This window comes from Campylobacter sp. CFSAN093249, assembly GCF_011067895.1.
GTDB classification, from domain to species: Bacteria; Campylobacterota; Campylobacteria; order Campylobacterales; family Campylobacteraceae; genus Campylobacter_D; species Campylobacter_D jejuni.
In genome coordinates this window covers 133,099-154,156 of record NZ_JAAMWM010000001.1, presented here as the reverse complement: position 1 = coordinate 154,156, position 21,058 = coordinate 133,099, and the positions used below count along the sequence as shown (strand labels likewise).

Below are 21,058 nucleotides of genomic sequence, written 5' to 3'. Positions count from 1 at the left end.
CAAGTGGGGAGAGGTATTTTGATACGATGAAATAAAGGAGGATGACGCTAAGAATGCTTGCAAAAACAACAATCACAGTTTGTATAAATGCAATTTTATAAACTGGAGCTTCTATTTGTTCTATTGGCTCTCCAACGCAAGCAGTATAAATTCCAGAAACCTTTGTGCATACAGCAAATCTTTCATTACCATCTTTTGGTCTAGTATACTCAAAAGGTTCAAGATCCTCTTTAGTTTTAGCAAGATTTGCAATAGTACTAATATCATAACCTTGTTGCAAAAGAGTTTTGTCTGTAGAAACAAATACTTTATTTTCTTCATCAAATACAAAAGTTCTACCTGGTAAATTTTCAAATTCAGCTTGCAAATCTGCCGCAAGAATATCTACAGCCAAAACCCCTATAAATTTACCATCTTTATAAAGCGGAATAGAATATGTAAAGCAAGGTAAATTTGTAGTTACATCAATATAAGATGGGGTAATATAAAGTTTATTTGTTTTAACTGCTTCTATATAATACTCTCTTGTTCTAGCATCATAATTATCAGCTTTTCCATAAGTTCCAAAATCTAAATTTTTAGCATCAGAGTCTGGATCGCTTACAACAAGTTCGCCATTTGGTTGAGCAATATAAACTGCTAAGAATCTTCCAGCATCTCTAAAATTCTTTAAATCTTTTCCAACATAATGCATTAAAGCATCTTGACTATCTAACTGTTCTATAGGATGCTTTAAAATACTTTTAGCTAAACTTTCAAGAGCTAAAGAATTTCTTGCCTTAAAAGACTCTATAGAATTTTTAGCCGTTTTAACATAATTTATTTCAGCATTCACAACTTCATGAAAAATTGCTTGCTTTACAAATATAAATGTTACAACACCTAAAATTATCAAACACACTACTGCGATTAAATTTGCAATCAGTGAAACCTTCAATTTTACACTTTTCATAATTTAAGCGCTCCTTTCTAATATTATTTTATAGAGATATCTACATAAAGTTTTAAAATTATAAATTAAAAAATCTAGATTTTTACTTAAATATAAAAGTAATAAAAAATTTTATTTAAATAAAGCTCGTTAGCATATCAAAAAAAATAAAATTAATATAAAATTATTTTTTATAGATGTTTTAAAACTATTTAACAATATCAAATACATTTTAAGGTGTGATAAAATTCAGGATTATTAAAAGTTGGAGGAAAAGGAACGCTAGCTCTAAATTCTTTATAGGTATTACCCGGGAGTGTGTCTATGATTTCTATAGTATAAGAAACACTTGTATTTTGCATTTTAGCGTTACGGATATTTTTATCATTGAAAATTTCACCTCCTACTTGTTGTTGGTTTAATATGCTAAGTATCAAATAGCATTTTTTGATTTCAAATTTAGTAAGATTTTGAACTTTTCCATTTACTATAACGCTTTCATGTCTTAGATCTCTTGTATAGGTTAGTTTGCTAAGATCGGCTTGAGTGGTGAATTGATTGATTGTCAGAAAAATAGAATATATCAAAAGTGCGGTAAAAATAGTAGCTATGGTATAAGAAATCAAAGCCATTTCTTTTTGTTTGACTTTTAGAAAGATTAAAATACAAATCAAGGCAAAGCAAATAAGTAAAATGATAAAAACTATAATATGAAAAATTGTAAAATGCATTAAAAACACTCCGAAACTAAGCGTATGGTATAGTTATTTTCATAGTTAAAATTTTCAAAAGCAATTCTTTGAAATTGGGTTGCGTTTTTCTTTAGATCTTTAATTTCTCTACTTTTTTGTCTAAAAGGGATAAATTTCTTTTTATATTCTTCTATGATATTATCATTAGGTATTTTATCTGCAAAAATTTTAGCTGTAATTTTACATTCTTTAAAATTATTTTTTGAATTATTTGTAATGTTAAAATCAACAATTAAATCATTTGAGCTTTGTATCATTTTTTGATCTGTAATAGCGATTTTTCGAGTTCTTACTTCATTGTCTATTAGTTTATACCCATAGATATAAACTAAAAAACAAATAATAATATCAAATGCAATAATAAAAAGTGCTGCTATAGGTCTATGGCGTAAAAATACGCAAAGAAGTAAAACACAAGTGAAGAGAAAAAAAACTAATAAAATCAGCATATAATCTACTAAATATAAATGAGTAGTGTAAAAAAGCACAATTTCTCTTAGTTTCTCCACTTGCGTATCCTTTTAGTTTATGTTGGCAGAACTTTGCTTTTTAGCATCTTTGGTATCAACCCAAATGTTTGGCACTGCTCCACCTGGAGTTAAGAAAATTTTAGCATCTTGATTGACTTTTAAGGCTTCATTAAATTCTTTTTGAGTTTCAATTTGTTTTAAATTTAGCAAAGGGGTGTTTAAGCTGTTTGCGATTTCTTTATTAGAATAAGCTTGTGCATCTGCTTCTATCTTAACAGCCATAGCTTTACCTTTGGCGCTGATTATGGTTGCATTTGCTTCCCCTTCAGCTAAAGCAGCTTTTTTTAAGGCTTCTTGATTAGCTCTTTCTACTTCATATTTAGTTCTTTCAGCCTCTTGTTTTGCAATTTGCACGCGTTCGATTTGTTCTTTTACTTTTGAAGGTAAAATAATTTCTCTAAGTTGTACAGCGCGAAGTTCTACAGGTTCATTTGGTTGAGCTTCTATGGTTTTTCTTATACCTTCTTCTATTTGAGCGGCTATTGTATTACGATTAGTAGGAAGTTCTTCGGCTGTATATTTTCCTACAACACTTCGCACTACATCACGAACAACTGGATCGATAATTTTATTTTCCCAATTTAAGCTCCAAGTAGCTATAGTTTGAGGAACTTGCAGAGGATTTAAGCGGTATTGTACTGTAACATCAATAGATACAGGCAATCCACGAGAGTCAAGCACAGAAATACTATTTTTATTAATAACACCTGAACCTGAAGATAAATTTTCATTACTTCCCTCTATAGAAGCATAGTTGATTTGTCTTACTCTAGTATCGATTATGGTTATTTTTTGTACAAAAGGTAAGAAAAAGTGAAGTCCTGGTTCTAATGGATTTGGGTCATATTTACCTGTTGTTGATTTAATTCCCATTTCCCCAGAATTTATCACCATAAAAGGTTTTGCAACGATTAAAAATAAGATAATAATAATCACCCCATAAATAAATGGAGAGAATTTTCCAAAACCTTTAAAATTAAATTCTGGTGCTTTGAAATTGAAATTTTGACGGTTGTTGTTTCCGTTATTGTTAGAATTTCTATTTTTTTTATTGAAATAATCATTTAAATCAGCTGGCATTTATTTCCTTTTTTAAATATAAGTTAGCATAGATGCGTATTTTTCATTGCGTCCATAAACTACATCAAAATAAGCATCTTGAAGTTTTTTAGTTACAGATCCTCTTAAACCATTTCCTATTATTCTTGCATCAATGTTGTTAATAGGTGTGATTTCAGCGGCTGTTCCGGTAAAAAATGCTTCATCAGCAGTATAAACTTCATCTCTTGAAATTCTTTGGCGAAGCACGGTGATACCAAGATCGTGAGCGATTTTAAGCACTGTATCTTGAGTAATGCTTTTTAAAGAAAAATCATTTGGAGGTGTGATTAAAACCCCATCTTTTACAATAAAGAAACATTCTCCTGTTCCTTCTGCGATAAAACCTTCTTCATCAAGCATTAAAGCTTCTTCATAGCCTGCTTCAATAGCTTCAAATTTTGCAATTTGAGAGTTAAGGTAATTCGCGCTTGCTTTAGCTTTTCCCATGCATGATTTAACACTATTTCTTGCAAAAGACGAAATTTTTACTTTTATGCCTTTTTCTAAACCTTCTTCTCCAAGGTAAGCACCCCATTCCCAAGCCGCAATTCCAACTCTTACAGGAGCTTTTATATGATAAAGTCCCATAACTCCATCGCCTAAGAAAATCAAAGGGCGGATATAGACATTGCTTTTAAAATTGTTTGCTTTTAAGAGTTCAATTTGTGCATTTTCAAGCTCTTTTTGAGAAAAAGGACAATTTAAAAGAGTAATTTTTGCAGACTCTAAAAGTCTTTTGGTGTGATCTTCAAGTCTGAAAATTGCTAAGCCTTTATCTGTTTTATAGGCTCTAGTTCCTTCAAAAACAGCATTGCCATAATGCAAAGAATGGGTTAAAAAGTGCAAAGTTGCATCTTTAAAATCAACTAATTTTCCATCCATCCAAATTTTATCTGCTGAGATCATTTTTTACCTTTTATAGTTGTTTATTTCTTAAAAAATATTATTTTAAGAATAAATCGGGATTTTATCAAAAATATACTAACAATAAGCTTTTATTAAATTAAGGTTTTTTGTTAAAAAAAATATTAGGTATTTTTTGAAATAATTATGAAAAATTATCGTTAAAAAGGAGAAATTATGCCATTAGTAAATATTAAATTAGCAAAGCCGTCTTTAAGCAAGGAACAAAAAGCGGAGCTTATAGCTGATATTACCAAACTTTTAAGCACGAAATATAATAAAAGTAAAGAAAGAGTTGTGGTGGTTTTAGAAGATGTAGAAAATTATGACATAGGCTTTGGCGGAGAAAGCGTTGAAGCTATCAAAGCAAAGGCAATTAAATGAGTTTAAACATAGGAGATAAAGCACCTCAGTTTGAGCTTTTAAATCAAGATGGGGTAAAAATAGCATTAAAAGATTTTATTGGCAAAAAGGTGATTTTGTATTTTTATCCAAAAGATAATACTCCAGGTTGCACTACAGAGGCTTGTGATTTTAGTTTAAATTATGATAAATTTGGTGGTAAAAATGCAGTGATTATTGGTATCAGTCCTGATAGCGTGGCAAGTCATGAAAAATTTATCTCTAAATTTGATTTAAAACATATTTTACTTAGCGATAGTGAAAAAGAAGTTGCTAAAGCTTATGGAGCTTGGGGGCTTAAAAAAAATTACGGAAAAGAATACGAAGGTCTTATTCGCTCTACTTTTGTTATTGATGAAATAGGTAAGATTGCTCAAATTTATAGTAATGTTCGTGTAAAAGATCATGCTTTAAAAGTGCTTGAAAGTCTTTAATGTTAGTGCATATTTGTTGCAGTGTGGATAGTCATTATTTTATTGAAGAACTTAGAAAGACTTATCCTGATGAAAAAATTATAGGATACTTTTATGATCCAAATATCCATCCTTTAAGCGAATACGAACTAAGATTTTTAGATGTAAAAAGATCTTGTGATAAACTTGGTATTAAGCTTTATAAAGGTGAGTATGAGTATGAAAAATGGCTTAATGCTGTGCGTGGTTATGAAGATGAGCCTGAAAAGGGTGCAAGGTGTGAAATTTGCTTTGATGTAAGAATGGGATCTAGTGTTAAATTTGCTGCTAAAATAGGAGAAAAAAAGCTTACTACTACGCTTTTAACCAGCCCTAAAAAAGATTTAGAACAGTTAAAAAATGCTTTACAAAAAGAATGTGAGCCTTATGGAGTAGAGTTTTTAGCTCCTGATTTTCGTAAAAATGGCGGCACTCAAAGACAGTTTGCTTTAGCAAAAAAGGAAATGCTTTATCATCAAAACTATTGCGGCTGCATTTATGGGCTTAAAAAACAAAAACAAGATAAGAATTTTATTGATGAATTAATATCTCCTGTAAATAAGCAAATTTTACCTGCAAGTATAGAAGCAAGAATAGCTCTTTATAAAAAAGTAGTTTTATGGGAAAAAAAAGGTATAAAATTTGAAATTTTAAGAGAGAAATTTTTAAATTATCGTCTTTTAAGTGCTTTGATAAAATTAGATAAAAAGCCCGTTAAATCTCATATTTTATTTTATTCGCATTTTAAAAACGCTTATACAAGATTTTCTTTGGATGAGGAAAATTTAAAAGAAGGCTTTTATAGAAGTACTAAAGATGAAATAGTTTTAGTGGAATTTTGGCGTTTTAATGCATTTTTTAAAAACAAATGGAAAAATTTTGAAGATTTTTTAAAAAAACCTTTAAGTGTTCAAGCAGAAATTAAATGGCGTAATAAATTGTTTGGAACTTATAATCTTAGCCCTATTATCATCCTCGAAAATATTTTACCTTCAAGATATGAAGTGATAGCAAAAAGTGAAATTTATCATGATAATCAAGAGGTGCTTGTAAAAATTTAAGAAATTTATTAAGAAAAACTTTTTTTGTTAATATAATTTTTAATGATTTTTTTATATAATAAAATTTTTAATTGTTTTCAAGGTTAATTTAATAATGATAGATGTAATGCAAATTCAAGAAATTTTACCACACCGTTATCCTTTTTTACTAGTAGATAAAATTACAGAATTAAAAGTTAAAGAAGTGGTGCGAGGATATAAAAACATCAGTATAAGTGATCATGTTTTTATGGGACATTTTCCAGGGCATCCTATTTATCCTGGAGTTTTGATTTTAGAAGGTATGGCTCAAACAGGTGGAGTTTTAGCTTTTGAAAGTATGGAAGATAAAGTGGATCCAAAAAGTAAAGTAGTTTATTTCACAGGCATAGATGGAGCAAAATTTAGAAATCCTGTGCGTCCTGGAGATAGGCTTGATTATGAAATGAGCGTGGTTAAAAATCGTGGTAATATGTGGATTTTTAAAGGGCAAGCTTTTGTAGATGGAAATTTAGTTGCAGAGGCCGAGCTTAAAGCTATGATAGTGGATAAATAATGAAAAAAATTCATCCAAGTGCGGTGATTGAAGAGGGTGCACAACTTGGTGATGATGTTGTAATAGAAGCTTATGCTTATGTAAGCAAAGATGCTAAAATAGGTAATAATGTTGTCATCAAACAAGGTGCTCGAATTCTTTCAGATACAACTATAGGTGATCATTCTCGTGTATTTTCTTATGCAATAGTAGGCGATATTCCTCAGGACATATCTTATAAAGAAGAGCAAAAAAGCGGTGTTGTTATAGGGAAAAATGCAACTATTAGAGAATTTGCAACGATAAATTCAGGTACAGCTAAAGGAGATGGTTTTACTCGTATAGGCGATAATGCTTTTATTATGGCTTATTGTCATATTGCTCATGATTGTCTTTTAGGTAATAATATTATTTTAGCTAATAATGCAACTTTGGCAGGACATGTAGAGCTTGGAGATTTTACGGTTGTAGGCGGGCTTACACCTATTCATCAATTTGTCAAAGTAGGTGAGGGTTGTATGATAGCAGGAGCAAGTGCACTTTCTCAGGATATAGTACCGTTTTGTTTAGCAGAAGGAAATCGTGCAAGTATTAGAAGTTTAAATTTAGTAGGTACTCGTCGTCGTTTTGATAAAGATGAAGTAGATAGACTTAGTAGGGCTTTTAAAACTTTATTTAGACAAGGAGATTTAAAAGAAAATGCTAAAAATTTGCTTGAAAATCAAGAAAGTGAAAATGTTAAAAAAATGTGCCATTTTATATTAGAAACAAAGCGTGGAATTCCTGTCTATAGGGGTAAAAATAATGCCTAGAAAATGTAGTTTTTGCAATGAAGTAGAGAATCCACAAAGAAGAATTTTAGCAAATGAAAATGATGATGCTTTTATTTGTGAATATTGCGTTGAAGGTGCTTATAGTATTATTTATGGAGAAGAAAAAGAATTTAAAGAACCTAAACAAAGTTATAATACAGAATTTAAAGATATCACTCCAAAAGAATTAAAAGCTTATTTAGATCGTTATGTCATAGGACAAGATAGAGCTAAAAAAGTTTTTAGTGTTGGAGTATACAATCATTATAAAAGACTTTTTAAAGCTGAACTTCAAGATGATGATACAGAGCTTTTTAAGTCAAATATTTTACTTGTTGGGCCAACAGGAAGTGGAAAAACTTTATTGGCGCAAACTTTAGCTAAATTTTTAGATGTACCTATAGCAATTTGTGATGCAACTTCTTTAACTGAAGCAGGATATGTAGGTGAGGATGTAGAAAATATTTTAACACGTCTTTTACAAGCTGCAGATGGAGATGTGCAAAGAGCTCAAAAAGGTATAGTTTTTATTGATGAGATTGATAAAATTGCCAGAATGAGTGAAAATCGTTCTATTACTCGTGATGTAAGTGGAGAGGGTGTGCAACAAGCTTTACTTAAGATTATCGAAGGAAGTTTGGTAAATATTCCACCAAAGGGGGGGAGAAAACATCCAAATCAAGAGTTTATACAAATTGACACTTCAAATATTTTATTTGTTTGTGGTGGAGCTTTTGATGGTTTGGAAACTATCTTAAAAAGAAAACTTGGAGATAAAGTTGTAGGTTTTTTTGATGATGCAAAAGAAGAAAATAAAGCTTTACTTGAGAAAATTGAACCTGATGATTTGGTGCATTTTGGTTTGATTCCTGAGCTTATAGGTCGTTTGCATGTGATTGCATCTTTAAATGAGCTTAATGAAGAAGATATGGTAAGAATTTTAACTGAACCTAAAAATGCCATTATTAAGCAATATCAAAAGCTTTTTGCTATTGATGGGGTAAATTTAAAATTTGAAGAAGATGCTCTAAGAGCTATCGCACAGCTTGCATTGGAGAGAAAAACAGGGGCTAGGGGGCTTAGAAGTATTATAGAAGAAATGATGGTAGATTTAATGTTTGAGTTACCAGAGTATAAAAACTATGATATTGTAATAACCAAAGAAGTTGTTAAAGACAATGCAAAGGCATTATTAATAAAAAGAAAAATAAGTTAAAAGGATAGAAATGATATTAGATCAACTTATAGGATTTTTTTCTAGTGATATGGGGATTGATTTAGGAACAGCTAATACGCTAGTTTTGGTAAAAGATAAGGGTATAGTGATAAACGAGCCTTCTGTTGTGGCAGTTGAAAGAGAAAGGTATGGTTCCAAAGCAAAAATTTTAGCCGTAGGTAAAGAAGCTAAAGATATGGTGGGAAAAACTCCAGGTAACATCGAAGCTATTCGTCCTATGAAAGATGGCGTGATTGCAGATTTTGATATGACTGAAAAAATGATCCGCTATTTTATAGAAAAAACACATCGTAGAAAAAGTTTTTTACGCCCTAGAATTATTATTTCTGTTCCTTATGGTTTAACTCAAGTAGAAAGAAAAGCGGTAAGAGAAAGTGCTTTAAGTGCAGGTGCAAGAGAGGTATTTTTGATCGAAGAGCCTATGGCAGCAGCTATTGGTGCAAGTTTACCTATACAAGAACCTAAAGGAAATTTGGTAGTAGATATAGGGGGTGGAACTACTGAGATCGGAGTGATTTCTTTGGGCGGACTTGTGATTTCAAAGTCTATTCGTACAGCTGGAGATAAGCTTGATATGAGTATAGTTAATTATGTAAAAGAAAAATACAATCTTATCATAGGTGAAAGAACAGGCGAAGAGATCAAAATCACCATAGGTTCAGCAATACAACTTCCAAAAGAACTTTCTATGGTGGTAAAAGGACGCGATCAAGTAAGTGGACTTTTAAGTCGTATTGAACTTACAAGTGAAGATGTAAGAGAAGCAATGCGTGAGTATTTAAAAGAAATTGCTGATGCTTTAAAAATGGTTCTTGAAATGATGCCGCCTGATTTAGCAAGTGATATAGTAGAAAATGGTGTAGTTTTAACAGGTGGTGGAGCATTGATTCGTGGTTTTGATAAATACTTAAGTGAAATTGTACGTTTGCCAGTTTATATCGCAGATGAACCGCTTTTAGCTGTAGCAAAAGGAACGGGTAAAGCTTTAGAGGAAATTTCATTATTGCAACAATTAACCAATGAAGAATAAGATTTTTTATGTTCTTGTCTTAGCCTTTTTGGTTTTTATATCTTTTTATTATGGAGGACTTATCAAGCAAAATGTTCTCCGTGTTAATGATTTTGTTATAGGTAATTTTTATAATATTAAAGATTATTTGGGAAAAAAAATTTCAGAACACTTTAATCAAGCAAATCAAATTCAGCAACTAAAAGCTAGAAATAAAGAATTAGAAGATATTGCTGTAAAGGTAACTAGTTTTGCAAATCAATTAAATCGTATTTTAGAGGATCAAAATTCTACAAAATATTTACCTCAAGTTTCTTTAACTAGAGTTATTTCTTACGTTCAATTGAATGATTATAAAAAATTATGGTTAGATTGGAGCAAAATTCCAGTTGGTAAAAATCGTGGTTTAATATATCAAGGATATACTGCAGGTATAGCTATTAATAAAAATGGTAGAGCAATGGCTCTCTTACAAGGTGATGATCAGTGTGTTTTTTCTGTTTATATAGGAAAATCCAAAGCTCCAGGTTTAATCCAGGGTGAAGATGGCAGGATTGTGGTTAAATTTATTCCAAAATGGGCAAAAATTAATACCGGAGATGAAATTTTAACAAGTGGACTTGATAATATTTTCTTTTCAGATATACCTGTTGGTATTGTGAATAGAGTTAATGATGAAGATATGTATCAAAGTGTAGAAGTAAAGCCTTATGTTAAGATTAGTATTCCTGCTTATTTATATGTAGTAGATAATTTATAAGTCAAGGATTAGACTTTTTAAAAATTTTCTATATTTTTGCTAATTATTATAACTTTGTTTAATGCTAAAAATTTTGTTAAATTATCAAATAAATGTTTATAATTGAATGAGAATTTTATAAAAAATCTTAAATTTCTTTATGTATTATTTCCTAGATTAAAAGCAGAGTGTTTATTTTTTAAAATTATATCGATAATTTCAAAGTTTATAAAACTAATTTTTGTTATAATCAGCCCAAATTTATGCTCTTAGGAAAATTTATGCCAAAACGAACAGATATTAAAAGCATTTTACTTATAGGAAGTGGTCCTATTGTGATAGGACAAGCTTGTGAATTTGATTATTCTGGAACTCAAGCCGCAAAGACTTTAAAAGAATTAGGATATCGTGTAGTATTAATCAACTCAAATCCTGCAACCATCATGACAGATCCCGAATTTGCAGATGCGACTTATATAGAACCCATAACAAAAGAAAGTATTTTAAGTATTATTAAAAAAGAAAAAATTGATGCAATTTTACCAACTATGGGTGGACAAGTAGCGTTAAATGTTGCTATGGAAGTTTATGAAAGCGGACTTTTAGGAGATGTGAAATTTTTAGGCGCAAATCCTGGGGCGATTAAAAAAGGCGAAGATCGTCAGGTTTTTAAAGAATGTATGAAAAAAATTGGCATGGATTTGCCAAAATCGATGTATGCGTATAATTATGATGAAGCTTTAAAAGCTGTAGATGAAATTGGCTTTCCTTTGATGATCCGTGCTTCTTATACTTTAGGGGGTGCTGGAAGTGGCGTGGTTTACAATATGGACGAATTTAAAGAACTTGCCAATACTGCTTTAGCTTTATCACCTATCCATGAAATTTTGATTGAAGAAAGTTTGTTAGGTTGGAAAGAATATGAAATGGAAGTTATACGCGATAGAGCGGATAATTGTATCATAGTTTGTAGCATAGAAAATATCGATCCTATGGGAGTTCATACAGGAGATAGTATTACAATAGCTCCAGCATTAACTTTGACGGATAAAGAATATCAAGTTATGCGTAATGCTTCTTTTGCTATTTTGCGTGAAATTGGCGTAGATACAGGCGGAAGTAATGTGCAGTTTGCTATCAACCCAAAAAATGGAAGAATGATAGTTATAGAAATGAATCCAAGAGTTTCAAGATCAAGTGCTTTAGCTTCTAAGGCAACGGGCTATCCTATAGCAAAGGTTGCGACACTTTTGGCAGTAGGCTTTAGTTTAGATGAGATTAAAAATGATATTACAGGAACTCCTGCATCTTTTGAGCCTGTGATTGATTATATTGTAACAAAAATTCCTCGCTTTACCTTTGAAAAATTTCCAGGAGCAAACACAACTTTAGGTACAGCTATGAAAAGTGTGGGTGAGGTGATGGCTATAGGACGCACTTTTAAAGAAAGTATACAAAAAGCACTTTGTTCGCTTGAGCGTTCTTTAAGTGGTTTTGATAGAGTAAAATTTGAAGATAGAAATGATCTTGTTTTTAAAATTCGCAATGCCAATGAAAAGCGTTTACTTTATGTTGCTCAAGCTTTTAGGGAAGGTTTTAGCGTAGAAGAACTTTATGAGCTTTGTAAAATAGATCCTTGGTTTTTAACACAGATTAAAGAAATTGTAGATTTTGAAGAGCAAATTGATATGGATATTTTAAACAATAAAGCTCTTTTGAGAAAAGCAAAAACTATGGGCTTTTCAGACAAAATGATAGCTTTGCTTGTAAATTTGAAAGATAATTTAGAATTAAGCCAAAATGATATTTATTATGCAAGAATGAAGCAAAAAATCATCGCAGAATTTAGTGAAGTGGATACTTGTGCGGGTGAATTTGAAGCTTTAACTCCTTATCTTTATTCAAGTATCAATGTAAGCGAACTCACTCAAAGTAAAAACGATACTAAGGATAAAAAAGAAAAAAAAGTGATGATTATAGGTGGGGGGCCAAACCGCATAGGACAAGGTATAGAATTTGACTATGCTTGCGTACATGCTTCTTTTGCGCTTAAAGATATGGGTATTAAAACTATTATGTATAATTGTAATCCTGAAACCGTTTCGACTGACTATGATACAAGTGATATTTTGTATTTCGAGCCTATTGATTTCGAACATTTAAGAGCGGTGATTGAGCGTGAAAAACCTGATGGAGTGATTGTGCATTTTGGTGGACAAACTCCTTTGAAATTTGCTAAGCGTTTAAGTGCTTTTGGAGCTAAGATTATAGGTACTAGCTCAAGAGTAATTGATATGGCAGAAGATAGAAAGAAATTTGCCGAATTTATTACAAAGCTAGGTATCAATCAGCCAAAAAATTCTACTGCAACAAGCGTAGAAGAAGCGGTTCTTAAGGCTAGTGATATAGGGTATCCTGTGCTTGTAAGACCAAGTTATGTTTTAGGTGGGCGTGCGATGCGCGTGGTAAATGATGAGGCTGAACTGAGACTCTATATGCAAGAAGCTGTGGATGTAAGCGATAAAAGCCCTGTTTTGATCGATCAGTTTTTAGACAATGCTACAGAAATTGATGTTGATGCGATTTGTGATGGCAAAGATGTTTATGTTGCAGGAATTATGGAGCACATAGAAGAAGCAGGAATTCATTCAGGTGACAGTGCTTGTTCTTTGCCGCCTTGCAATATCGATGAAAAAATGCAAGAATTTATTGCACAAAAAACCGCAGATATTGCTTTAAATTTGGGAGTTGTAGGGCTTTTAAATATACAATTTGCTTTACATAATAATGAGCTTTATATGATAGAGGTAAATCCTAGAGCTAGTCGTACCGTACCTTTTGTTAGTAAAGCTACGGGTATTCCTTTAGCAAAAGTGGCAACGCGTGTGATGTGGCAAGGAAATTTAAAAGAAGCTTTAAAATTTTATGATACTTTTAAAGTGGTTAATTTTGATACTAAAATTTTACGCCCTAAAACTCCAAAATATATGAGCGTGAAAGAAGCAGTATTTCCATTTGCAAAACTTAGTGGAAGTGATTTAGAATTAGGCCCTGAAATGCGTTCAACGGGTGAAGTTATGGGTATAAGCAAGGATTTTGCAAATTCTTATGCGAAAAGTCAAATTGCATCGTTTAATCATCTTCCAGAGCAAGGCGTGGTATTTATCTCCTTAAAAGATAAGGATAAAAAATATACCAAAAAAATCGCTGCAGAATATGTAAAGCTTGGCTTTAAGCTTATGGCAACAGGGGGAACTTGCAAGGAAATTTTAGAAAGTGGTTTTGAGTGCGAACTTGTACATAAAATTTCAGAAGGACGCCCCAATGTTGAAGATAAATTGAAAAATGGGGAAATTCACTTAGTTATCAATACAAGCGATAGTCACAGTTTTAAAGGCGATACGAAAAAAATTCGTGAAAATATTATTCGTTTTAAAATACCTTATTTTACAAATTTACGATCAGCTTTAGCAGGTGCAAAATCGATTAAAGCTATACAGAGTAAATCTTGCCTAGATGTAAAGAGTTTGCAAGAGTGGCTTAAATCTTGATTTATTTAGCTCAAACAGATACTACGGTAGGATTTTTAAGTAAAAATTTAGAAGAGATTAATGCTTTAAAAGGTAGAGATAAAAATCAGCCTTGCTTAATCACTTCTGCGAAATTTTGCGAGTTAAAAAGTTTAGCAAGAATTCCAAAATCTTTTAAAAATTTAGTACGTCGTTCTAAAAAAACAACTTTTATTTATCCCAATAATCAGGCCATTCGTATTGTGAAAGAGTGTAAACATGCGAATTTTTTAAGTAAAAATGGCTATTTTTATTCATCTTCGGCAAACAAGCATGGAAAAGAATTTGATGAAGAATGGGCTAGAAGTGTTGCCGATATAATACTTGATGAGAAATTTTTCGAAAATATCCCATCAAAAATATTAAAACTTTCAAAGAATAAAATGATAAAAATACGTTAATTAAAGAGCTTTTAAAATATCTTCAAAAGCAATACAAAATTGCTCTAGGCCATCACTTAATAAGTCATTGCAAGCTTTTTCTCGTTCATTTTGAGAAATGATTTGATTAAGTTCTGTATAAATTTCAAAATTCATTAAAGGTTTTTTAAAATGCATTTTTCCTTTAAATGCCTCTATTGCATCAAGAGGAGCAGTATTAACAGAATTCTCAAAAAGAAGTTCTTTGATATAATAGTCTTTTGGCAGATCATCTCCTTTAACTCCGGTGCTTGCAAACAAGGCGCGAATATTAGGTTCATTTTTTGAGTAGATATTGTTATAAGCTAAATTTGCATTTAAAATTCCAATACGATTTTGCTCCTTAGCCTTAGGATTTAAAAGTCTATCAAAACGACTTACAAAAATACTTATAACAGCTTGTGGTGTTCTAGTATTTTGTTCTTTTAAGGCTATATTGTTTTTTCTAAATTCGACTAAACCTGCATTTAAAGCTTCAAAACATTTTTGACTTTGTTCAAGAGAAAAAATTAAGGTAGCATTGACGCTAATACCATTTTTCATAAGTTCATACATTACTTCATAAGAAGCTTTTGTAGCTGGTATTTTAATCATTACATTTTCTTTGCTAATAGCACTATAAAGTCTTTTAGCTTCGCCTAAACTAAGAGTCGTGTTATCATGAAGTCTTGGATCTATTTCAATACTTATAAATCCATCATTTTTTTGATAAAAAAGAGGAGCTAATTTATCAGCTGCTTTTTGAATATCAGAAATTGCTAATTCTTCATAAATATCTTTTGTTTTTTTTTCTTTTAATTTAAGAATTTTATCTTTATAAATTGGAGAATTTAAAATAGCATTTTTAAAAATAGCAGGATTTGAAGTAGCGCCATTAATTCCATGTGATAATAAATTTAAAAATTCATTATCTAAAAAACTATTTTCTATAAAATCACACCAAAGAGAAAAATTTTTCATTATATTACCTTTATTATTTCTTTTAAGTCTTTTATATCTATGCAAATATCAGCTTGAGAACGTAAAATTTCTTTAGCACAAAATGCAATCTTTAATCCACTTTCGTTAAACATTGCCAAATCATTTGCCCCATCGCCAACACACATCACTTCATCTGTTTTCAAATTTAAAAAGCTTTTTAATCGTTGTAGCATTAAGCCTTTTGAATTTGAAAACATCATTTCCCCACCAACTAGCCCTGTTAAAATGTCATTTTTATGATGCAGATAATTTGCAAAACCGAGGTTAATTCCAAGTTTTTGCATAGCAGGATTTATGCCTTCATGAAAACCACCGCTAAAAATAACAATTTGTATATTTTTAGATTTTAAATATTGGATAAGTTCATGTGCTCCACGCATTAGTGGAAGTGTGCTACTTAATTCTAAAACTTTTTTATAAGACATACCTTTTAAAAAGCTTACTCGTTTTTGAAGACTTTCGAAAAAATCAAGTTCTCCAGTCATAGCATGGCGGGTAATTTCGCTTGTTTGATTACCCTTGCCATGCGCTGTAGCTAAAATATCGATGGTTTCACCATCCATTAAAGTAGCATCAAAGTCAAAAACACAAAGTTTAATCATTAAAATTCGCGCTTAAGCAAAGCTTCTACTTTGAGTATAGTTAAGATATTTTCATCTCTTTTTCCTATACCATAAATCATACCTTTGTCTTTAACTAAAGTTTCAGGTGGTGGATCGATTCTGTTTCTGTGAATTTTAATTGCTTCAGTTAATCTATCTATAACAAAACCAGCATTTCCTCCAACTCCAGTTCCATTTGTCTCACCTCTTAAAACAATATATCTTGTTTGAGGTGTCATTTTAGAACTTCCTAAATGAAAGCGTTGAGCTAGATCAATGAGCGGCATAACATTACCACGCATATTAAAAACCCCTAGAACATAATCAGGTACACTAGGAACTCTAGTATATTCTATAGGTTTGATGATTTCTTGTATATTAAGAATTGGAATCGCATATTCCTCATCTCCAACTACAAAGCCAACAAGTTGGATGATATCATCTTCTCTTTGATCGACATCAGGACCAGCCATCTGAGTTTGCTGTTTTTGCAAAATTTGCTCTAATTTTTCATTACTCATATTCTTATCCTAGTTTCAAATTTTTTCTAACCACATTTTCCAAGTATTCTGGAGAATAAGGTTTAGTGATATATTCAGTCATACCCACTTCAACACCTCTTAAACGGTCAGTTTTACTTGTTCTTGAAGTAACTGCTATCAATGGTAAGTTGCGATATTTAGAATACTTTCTAATTTCACCAGCTAAGGTGTATCCATCCATTCTTGGCATTTCGATATCTATAAGCATTGCATCAATATCATGTTCGCCAGATTTTATAATATTCAATGCTTCAACACCATTTGTTGCTTCGATTAAACTAACTCCTAGCGGTTCTAAAGCTTTTTGCATTAAAGTTCTATCCATTTTAGAATCATCTACAATTAAGACTTTATAATCACTTGGTTGTTCTTTAGGTTTTTTCGCACTTGATTCTAATTGCGCTTTAATATCAACTTTAATTTCTTTGGCCATATCCATCATAGCGCCTACATCAATGATTAATGTCACCCTACCATCACCACGGATTGTAGCTCCTGCTATACCTTGGATATTTTGTAAATAATCACCCATGGATTTAATAACTATTTCTTCTTGTCCTACAAGAGTATCTACTATAATACCAAGCTTGCTTTCTGCTACCCCTATAACAACGACATAAGTTTGATCACCGCTTTCAAGGACTTGTTTAACTCCAAATACATCTGAAAGTCTCACAAGAGAAAGCACTTCATCTCTTAAGCGTAATACATTTTTACCTTCGATAGTATAGATATCATCGATTGGCACTCTAACTGTTTCAAGAACGCTTGCAAGTGGAATTGCATAGAATTCCTCTTGAGTTCCTACAAGTAAAGATTGAATGATTGCCAAGGTAAGAGGAATTTTAAGTTTAAATGAACTTCCTTTACCTAACTCACTATCAATTTCAATTACCCCATTAAGTTTTTCGATGTTGGTTTTAACAACATCCATTCCTACGCCACGACCTGAAACATTTGTTACTTTAGCCGCAGTTGAAAAACCAGGCTTGAAAATCAAAGCAAAAGCTTCTTTGTCTGTCATTTGATCTGCTTCTCTTTCGGTAATCAAATTTTTCTCTATAGCTTTTGCTTTTAAGCCATTTGGATCAAGTCCTTTACCGTCATCTGTAATTTCTACAACGATGTGATTGCCCTCATTATAAGCTTTAAGTTGGACTATACCTTTTTCAGGTTTTCCATTCGCTGCACGAGTTGCTGGATCCTCAACACCATGATCACATGAATTTCTAATCATATGCATGATAGGATCGCCAATTTCCTCTACGATAGATTTATCAAGTTCAGTTTCTTCACCTGTAATTTCAAGTTCTATTTGCTTTCCTAATTCACGACTTAAATCACGAACAACTCTTGGGAATTTATTGAAAACTTTTGCTATAGGTTGCATTCTTGTTTTCATCACAGCAAGCTGAACATCAGTTGTAATAATACTTAATTGACTTACAACCTGATTAAGTTCTTCAAGGAATTTTTCTCCTTCATAACGCTCTTCAACATCATCGTAAATTTTAAGCAAACGGTTTTTGCCTAAAACAAGCTCCCCAATTAGATTCATTAAGTGATCTAATCTTTTTACCTCCACGCGTATGGTTTGATCCATACTGCTAGCATTACTACCTGAAGCAGGAACTTTTTTCTCTCCACTTTCCGTAGGTTTATTTGCTGCATTGTTAGTCGGTTTAGGTGCCGCATTTGTTGTTTGTTTCTTTTGTGCGCGACGAGCTTGATCTTCAGCTTTTCTAACTTTTAAAAGTCTTTCTATTTCAGCTTCAACTTCAGAATCACTTAATTGATTAACATCTACTTCAGGTTCTGGAGTAGCTATTTCTTGTTTTGGTGCTTCTAGTTCTGCTTGTGGAGTAGATTTTTCATTTGAATCTGTTGCCACAACAGGAGACTCTCCCTCTGAAATAGCTGTTAATCTTGCGCAAATTGGTTCTATATCCATACCAATAGCAGTATCGTTGCCATTATCACGAATGGAATTAAGTAAAGTTTTCATTCTATCAATAGACTCTAAAACCACATCCATGATATCTGGAGTTATTTTTAACTCGCCATGTCTTGCTTTGTTTAAAACATCCTCCATGTGGTGAGTTAACTTTGTTAAAACATCAAAATTTAAGAAGCTTGATGATCCTTTAACCGTATGTGCAACACGGAAAATTCTATTTAATAATTCTAAATCTTCTGGATTTGATTCAAGCTCTACTAAATCATGGTCGATTTGCTCAACAAGCTCAAAAGCTTCAACCAAAAAGTCTTCAAGTATTTCTTGCATATCTTCCATATTTTACCCCTGTTCTTGAGATTGATGTTTTTTAATAACCTTTGCAATTTCATTGAAGAAATCGCTAGCGTTAAATTTGACAAGATAGCCTTCTCCACCAGCTTCTTGAACACCTTTCTCATTCATAAATTCATTTGATAAAGATGAGTTAAAGACTATAGGAATATCTTTAAATCTTGGATCTTCTTTAATGCGTGCAGCAAAGTGGAAACCATCCATTTGTGGCATTTCGACATCGCTTACTATAATTTTTAAAGTATCGTTTAAACTTTCACCATAAATTTGGCTTAATTCTTCTAATTTGTTTATGCCCTCTACGCCGTCCTTAGCTTCAACAACTTGAAAGCCCATCTGTTGCATCATTTCTTTGACGCGTTTTCTAGCAGTCATGCTGTCATCAAGTATAAGTGCTGTTCCAGTAAATTTTTCTATTTTTCCAAAATCTATATCTGTTTTTGGAGCGTAAATTCCTAAATCTTCAACAACACTTTCAAGATCTAAAATTAGCAACACTTCATCATTTTCAATGCGTGTTACACCTGTAATTTTACCTTTATCTAAAGCACCTGATCCTGTAGAAAAAGTTGCTGGTTCTATATCTTTCCAGTTTATTCTACGAATTCTTTTTGCTTCGTGAACTATAAAACCAATAAGAATATTGCTAAATTCAGTAATAATAACTCTAGGTTTTAGCATAGTGCTTTCTGGCTCAGTGATTTGCATCCATTTGGCAAGATTGACTACAGGTATAACCACTCCACGAAGATCAAAGATACCTTCGATGTAATCAGGTACACCTGGAAGTTCTGTAAGGCTTGGGATTTTTATAATCTCCCTTACCTTAGAAACATTTACACCATAAATTCCTTCATAGACTTTATCGTGCCCTTGCTTAAAGATACGGAAATCGACAAGCTCCATTTCATTTGAACCCGTTTTCACGATATTTTCATCAAACATTTTGACCCCTCAATTTCTGTTCTCGAAATTTGATTTCTTGCTGATATTCTACTACAAAAAAACTTCTCTCATATGCAAAACTAGCTAAGTTAAGATATTTAATGTTTTCTTTGTTGATTTGATGATTTTGATGATAGTGTCCTTCACATACCCAAAATCCTAAATTTTCATATTTTTCATATCTTTTTTTCGCTAAATTTTCAAAATCTTTTATTTGATAAAAAAGGTTTTTTTTGTTTTGATTTTGAAGAATTTTATTTGAAATAAAATTACGAGTAATAATATTTAAAAAATTCAAAAATACAAGCAAATAATGATTTCTTAATGTTTTCAGAGTAAATTGTAAAAGAGGTGGTAAAAAAATATCTCCGTGAGCTAATTTTATAAAAGCATTATTTAAAACAAGATTATTACCTTTACTTGTATGCAAATTAAGCTTTATGGGCTGCTCTTGTAAGTTAAAAATTTTTACCCTTTTAAAAAAACAAGAAAGATTAAAATCATGATTGCCTTCTAAGTAGATAATTTCAATTTTTAAGGCCAATTCTTCTAAAAGTTCTATGTAAGGTTTAGCAAATTCATGTGTAGCAGAGATTTCGCCTATAAGCAAATCGAAAATATCACCCATAAGTATGAGTTGAGGGGTGGAAATTTTACCTTTTTTTAAGGATTGTAAAAATTCCCAAAATCCCTTTCTTTGTTCATTTTCATGAGCATCTGCGATTAAAATCGCTCCATTTTGTAGTAAAATTTTTTATCCTTAAAATTTCAAAGGCTCATAATTTATAGAAAGGATTTCAAATTCACTTTCACCTTTTGGCAAACGCACTTTAAAATCATCTCCTTCTTTTTTTCCAAGCATAGCTTTTGCTATTGGAGATGCGATGGAAATATAACCCTTATCTAAATTTCCTTCGCAAATTCCTACTAGAGTATATTTGCTTTCTTTTTCTGTATCCAAATCCATGATCACAACACTTGAACCAAATTTCACACTATCGTGCTCATAGCTTGAAGGATCGATCACTTGAGCTCTTGCTAGCAAGTCACTAAGCTCTGCAATACGACTTTCTATCAAAGCTTGCTTTTCTCTTGCAGCATGGTATTCAGCATTTTCTTTCAAATCCCCATGACTTCTTGCTGTATCGATTTCTATTACAACGGCAGGGCGTTGATTGTCTTTTAAATCTTTTAATTCTGCGGCTAACTTATCATAGCCAAATTGACTCATTGGTTCTTTTTGCATGAT

The 21,058-nt window shown here is 31.7% G+C and carries 22 protein-coding genes; 10 read left to right on the top strand and 12 right to left on the bottom strand.

Going from position 1 to position 21,058, the window contains the following annotated elements; all coding sequences use genetic code 11:
• The 5 genes from FBF10_RS00815 to ilvE all read right to left on the bottom strand — a co-directional run.
• On the bottom strand, positions 1–952 hold a 952-nt coding region (locus FBF10_RS00815), incomplete at its 3' end, for a cache domain-containing protein (RefSeq protein WP_002867730.1).
• A 200-nt stretch (positions 953–1,152) separates the two neighbouring features.
• Entirely contained in the window at positions 1,153–1,662 is a 510-nt protein-coding gene (locus FBF10_RS00810; protein WP_002867731.1) for a DUF2393 family protein, read from the bottom strand.
• Positions 1,662–2,192 (bottom strand): DUF2393 domain-containing protein, encoded by a 531-nt coding sequence (locus FBF10_RS00805; RefSeq protein ID WP_002867732.1) that lies wholly within the window; start codon positions 2,190–2,192, stop codon positions 1,662–1,664. The genes FBF10_RS00810 and FBF10_RS00805 overlap by 1 nt, the downstream gene beginning before the upstream one ends.
• A gap of 12 nt (positions 2,193–2,204) precedes the next feature.
• Positions 2,205–3,293: a prohibitin family protein gene (locus FBF10_RS00800; RefSeq protein ID WP_002874129.1), complete on the bottom strand. Its 1,089-nt coding sequence runs from the start codon at positions 3,291–3,293 to the stop codon at positions 2,205–2,207.
• A 12-nt stretch (positions 3,294–3,305) separates the two neighbouring features.
• Positions 3,306–4,220: a branched-chain-amino-acid transaminase gene (ilvE, locus tag FBF10_RS00795; RefSeq protein ID WP_002851928.1), complete on the bottom strand. Its 915-nt coding sequence runs from the start codon at positions 4,218–4,220 to the stop codon at positions 3,306–3,308.
• 174 nt (positions 4,221–4,394) lie between these two features.
• Here ilvE and FBF10_RS00790 point away from each other — a divergent pair, with 174 nt between their 5' ends.
• The 10 genes from FBF10_RS00790 to FBF10_RS00745 all read left to right on the top strand — a co-directional run bounded on the left by FBF10_RS00790 (position 4,395) and on the right by FBF10_RS00745 (position 14,413).
• Positions 4,395–4,601, top strand: a complete 207-nt coding sequence (locus FBF10_RS00790; RefSeq protein WP_002826901.1) for a 4-oxalocrotonate tautomerase family protein — start codon at positions 4,395–4,397, stop codon at positions 4,599–4,601.
• On the top strand, positions 4,598–5,053 hold the full coding sequence (bcp, locus tag FBF10_RS00785; RefSeq protein ID WP_002869710.1) for a thioredoxin-dependent thiol peroxidase: 456 nt from the start codon (positions 4,598–4,600) through the stop codon (positions 5,051–5,053). The genes FBF10_RS00790 and bcp overlap by 4 nt, the downstream gene beginning before the upstream one ends.
• Positions 5,053–6,132 carry an epoxyqueuosine reductase QueH gene (locus tag FBF10_RS00780; RefSeq protein ID WP_002869711.1) on the top strand — a complete coding sequence of 360 codons (1,080 nt, stop codon included), beginning with the start codon at positions 5,053–5,055 and terminating at the stop codon, positions 6,130–6,132. Before bcp ends, FBF10_RS00780 begins: the two co-directional genes overlap by 1 nt.
• A 94-nt stretch (positions 6,133–6,226) precedes the next feature.
• On the top strand, positions 6,227–6,667 hold the full coding sequence (gene fabZ / locus FBF10_RS00775) for a 3-hydroxyacyl-ACP dehydratase FabZ (RefSeq protein WP_002851782.1): 441 nt from the start codon (positions 6,227–6,229) through the stop codon (positions 6,665–6,667).
• Entirely contained in the window at positions 6,667–7,458 is a 792-nt protein-coding gene (gene lpxA, locus FBF10_RS00770; RefSeq protein WP_002869712.1) for an acyl-ACP--UDP-N-acetylglucosamine O-acyltransferase, read from the top strand. Before fabZ ends, lpxA begins: the two co-directional genes overlap by 1 nt.
• On the top strand, positions 7,451–8,674 hold the full coding sequence (clpX, locus tag FBF10_RS00765) for an ATP-dependent Clp protease ATP-binding subunit ClpX (RefSeq protein WP_002874131.1): 1,224 nt from the start codon (positions 7,451–7,453) through the stop codon (positions 8,672–8,674). The genes lpxA and clpX overlap by 8 nt, the downstream gene beginning before the upstream one ends.
• Before the next feature lie 10 nt (positions 8,675–8,684).
• Entirely contained in the window at positions 8,685–9,725 is a 1,041-nt protein-coding gene (locus tag FBF10_RS00760) for a rod shape-determining protein (protein ID WP_002857495.1), read from the top strand.
• Positions 9,715–10,464 (top strand): rod shape-determining protein MreC, encoded by a 750-nt coding sequence (mreC, locus tag FBF10_RS00755; RefSeq protein WP_002859838.1) that lies wholly within the window; start codon positions 9,715–9,717, stop codon positions 10,462–10,464. The genes FBF10_RS00760 and mreC overlap by 11 nt, the downstream gene beginning before the upstream one ends.
• Positions 10,465–10,724: 260 nt before the next feature.
• The gene (carB, locus tag FBF10_RS00750) at positions 10,725–13,994 is read left to right on the top strand and encodes a carbamoyl-phosphate synthase large subunit (protein ID WP_002908706.1); all 3,270 of its coding nucleotides are present in this window, start codon (positions 10,725–10,727) and stop codon (positions 13,992–13,994) included.
• Positions 13,991–14,413, top strand: a complete 423-nt coding sequence (locus FBF10_RS00745) for a hypothetical protein (protein ID WP_002851686.1) — start codon at positions 13,991–13,993, stop codon at positions 14,411–14,413. Before carB ends, FBF10_RS00745 begins: the two co-directional genes overlap by 4 nt.
• On the opposite strand, the gene FBF10_RS00740 is transcribed toward FBF10_RS00745, so the two are convergent.
• Genes FBF10_RS00740 through greA form a run of 7 tightly spaced genes read right to left on the bottom strand, consistent with a single transcriptional unit; the run spans position 14,414 to position 21,055 of the window.
• Positions 14,414–15,391, bottom strand: coding sequence for a transaldolase (locus FBF10_RS00740; RefSeq protein ID WP_002860327.1), 978 nt, complete (start codon positions 15,389–15,391; stop codon positions 14,414–14,416).
• The gene (serB, locus tag FBF10_RS00735) at positions 15,391–16,014 is read right to left on the bottom strand and encodes a phosphoserine phosphatase SerB (RefSeq protein ID WP_002851598.1); all 624 of its coding nucleotides are present in this window, start codon (positions 16,012–16,014) and stop codon (positions 15,391–15,393) included. The genes FBF10_RS00740 and serB overlap by 1 nt, the downstream gene beginning before the upstream one ends.
• The gene (locus FBF10_RS00730; protein WP_002826355.1) at positions 16,014–16,535 is read right to left on the bottom strand and encodes a chemotaxis protein CheW; all 522 of its coding nucleotides are present in this window, start codon (positions 16,533–16,535) and stop codon (positions 16,014–16,016) included. Before FBF10_RS00730 ends, serB begins: the two co-directional genes overlap by 1 nt.
• Positions 16,536–16,539: 4 nt before the next feature.
• Complete coding sequence (locus FBF10_RS00725) at positions 16,540–18,849, bottom strand: chemotaxis protein CheW (protein WP_002908715.1); 2,310 nt, start codon at positions 18,847–18,849, stop codon at positions 16,540–16,542.
• A 3-nt stretch (positions 18,850–18,852) separates the two neighbouring features.
• Positions 18,853–19,809, bottom strand: coding sequence for a chemotaxis protein (locus FBF10_RS00720; RefSeq protein ID WP_002851778.1), 957 nt, complete (start codon positions 19,807–19,809; stop codon positions 18,853–18,855).
• Positions 19,802–20,560 carry a UDP-2,3-diacylglucosamine diphosphatase gene (locus FBF10_RS00715; protein ID WP_326844886.1) on the bottom strand — a complete coding sequence of 253 codons (759 nt, stop codon included), beginning with the start codon at positions 20,558–20,560 and terminating at the stop codon, positions 19,802–19,804. Before FBF10_RS00715 ends, FBF10_RS00720 begins: the two co-directional genes overlap by 8 nt.
• Before the next feature lie 9 nt (positions 20,561–20,569).
• Positions 20,570–21,055: a transcription elongation factor GreA gene (greA, locus tag FBF10_RS00710; protein ID WP_002858660.1), complete on the bottom strand. Its 486-nt coding sequence runs from the start codon at positions 21,053–21,055 to the stop codon at positions 20,570–20,572.
• Between the last annotated feature and the right edge of the window lie 3 nt (positions 21,056–21,058).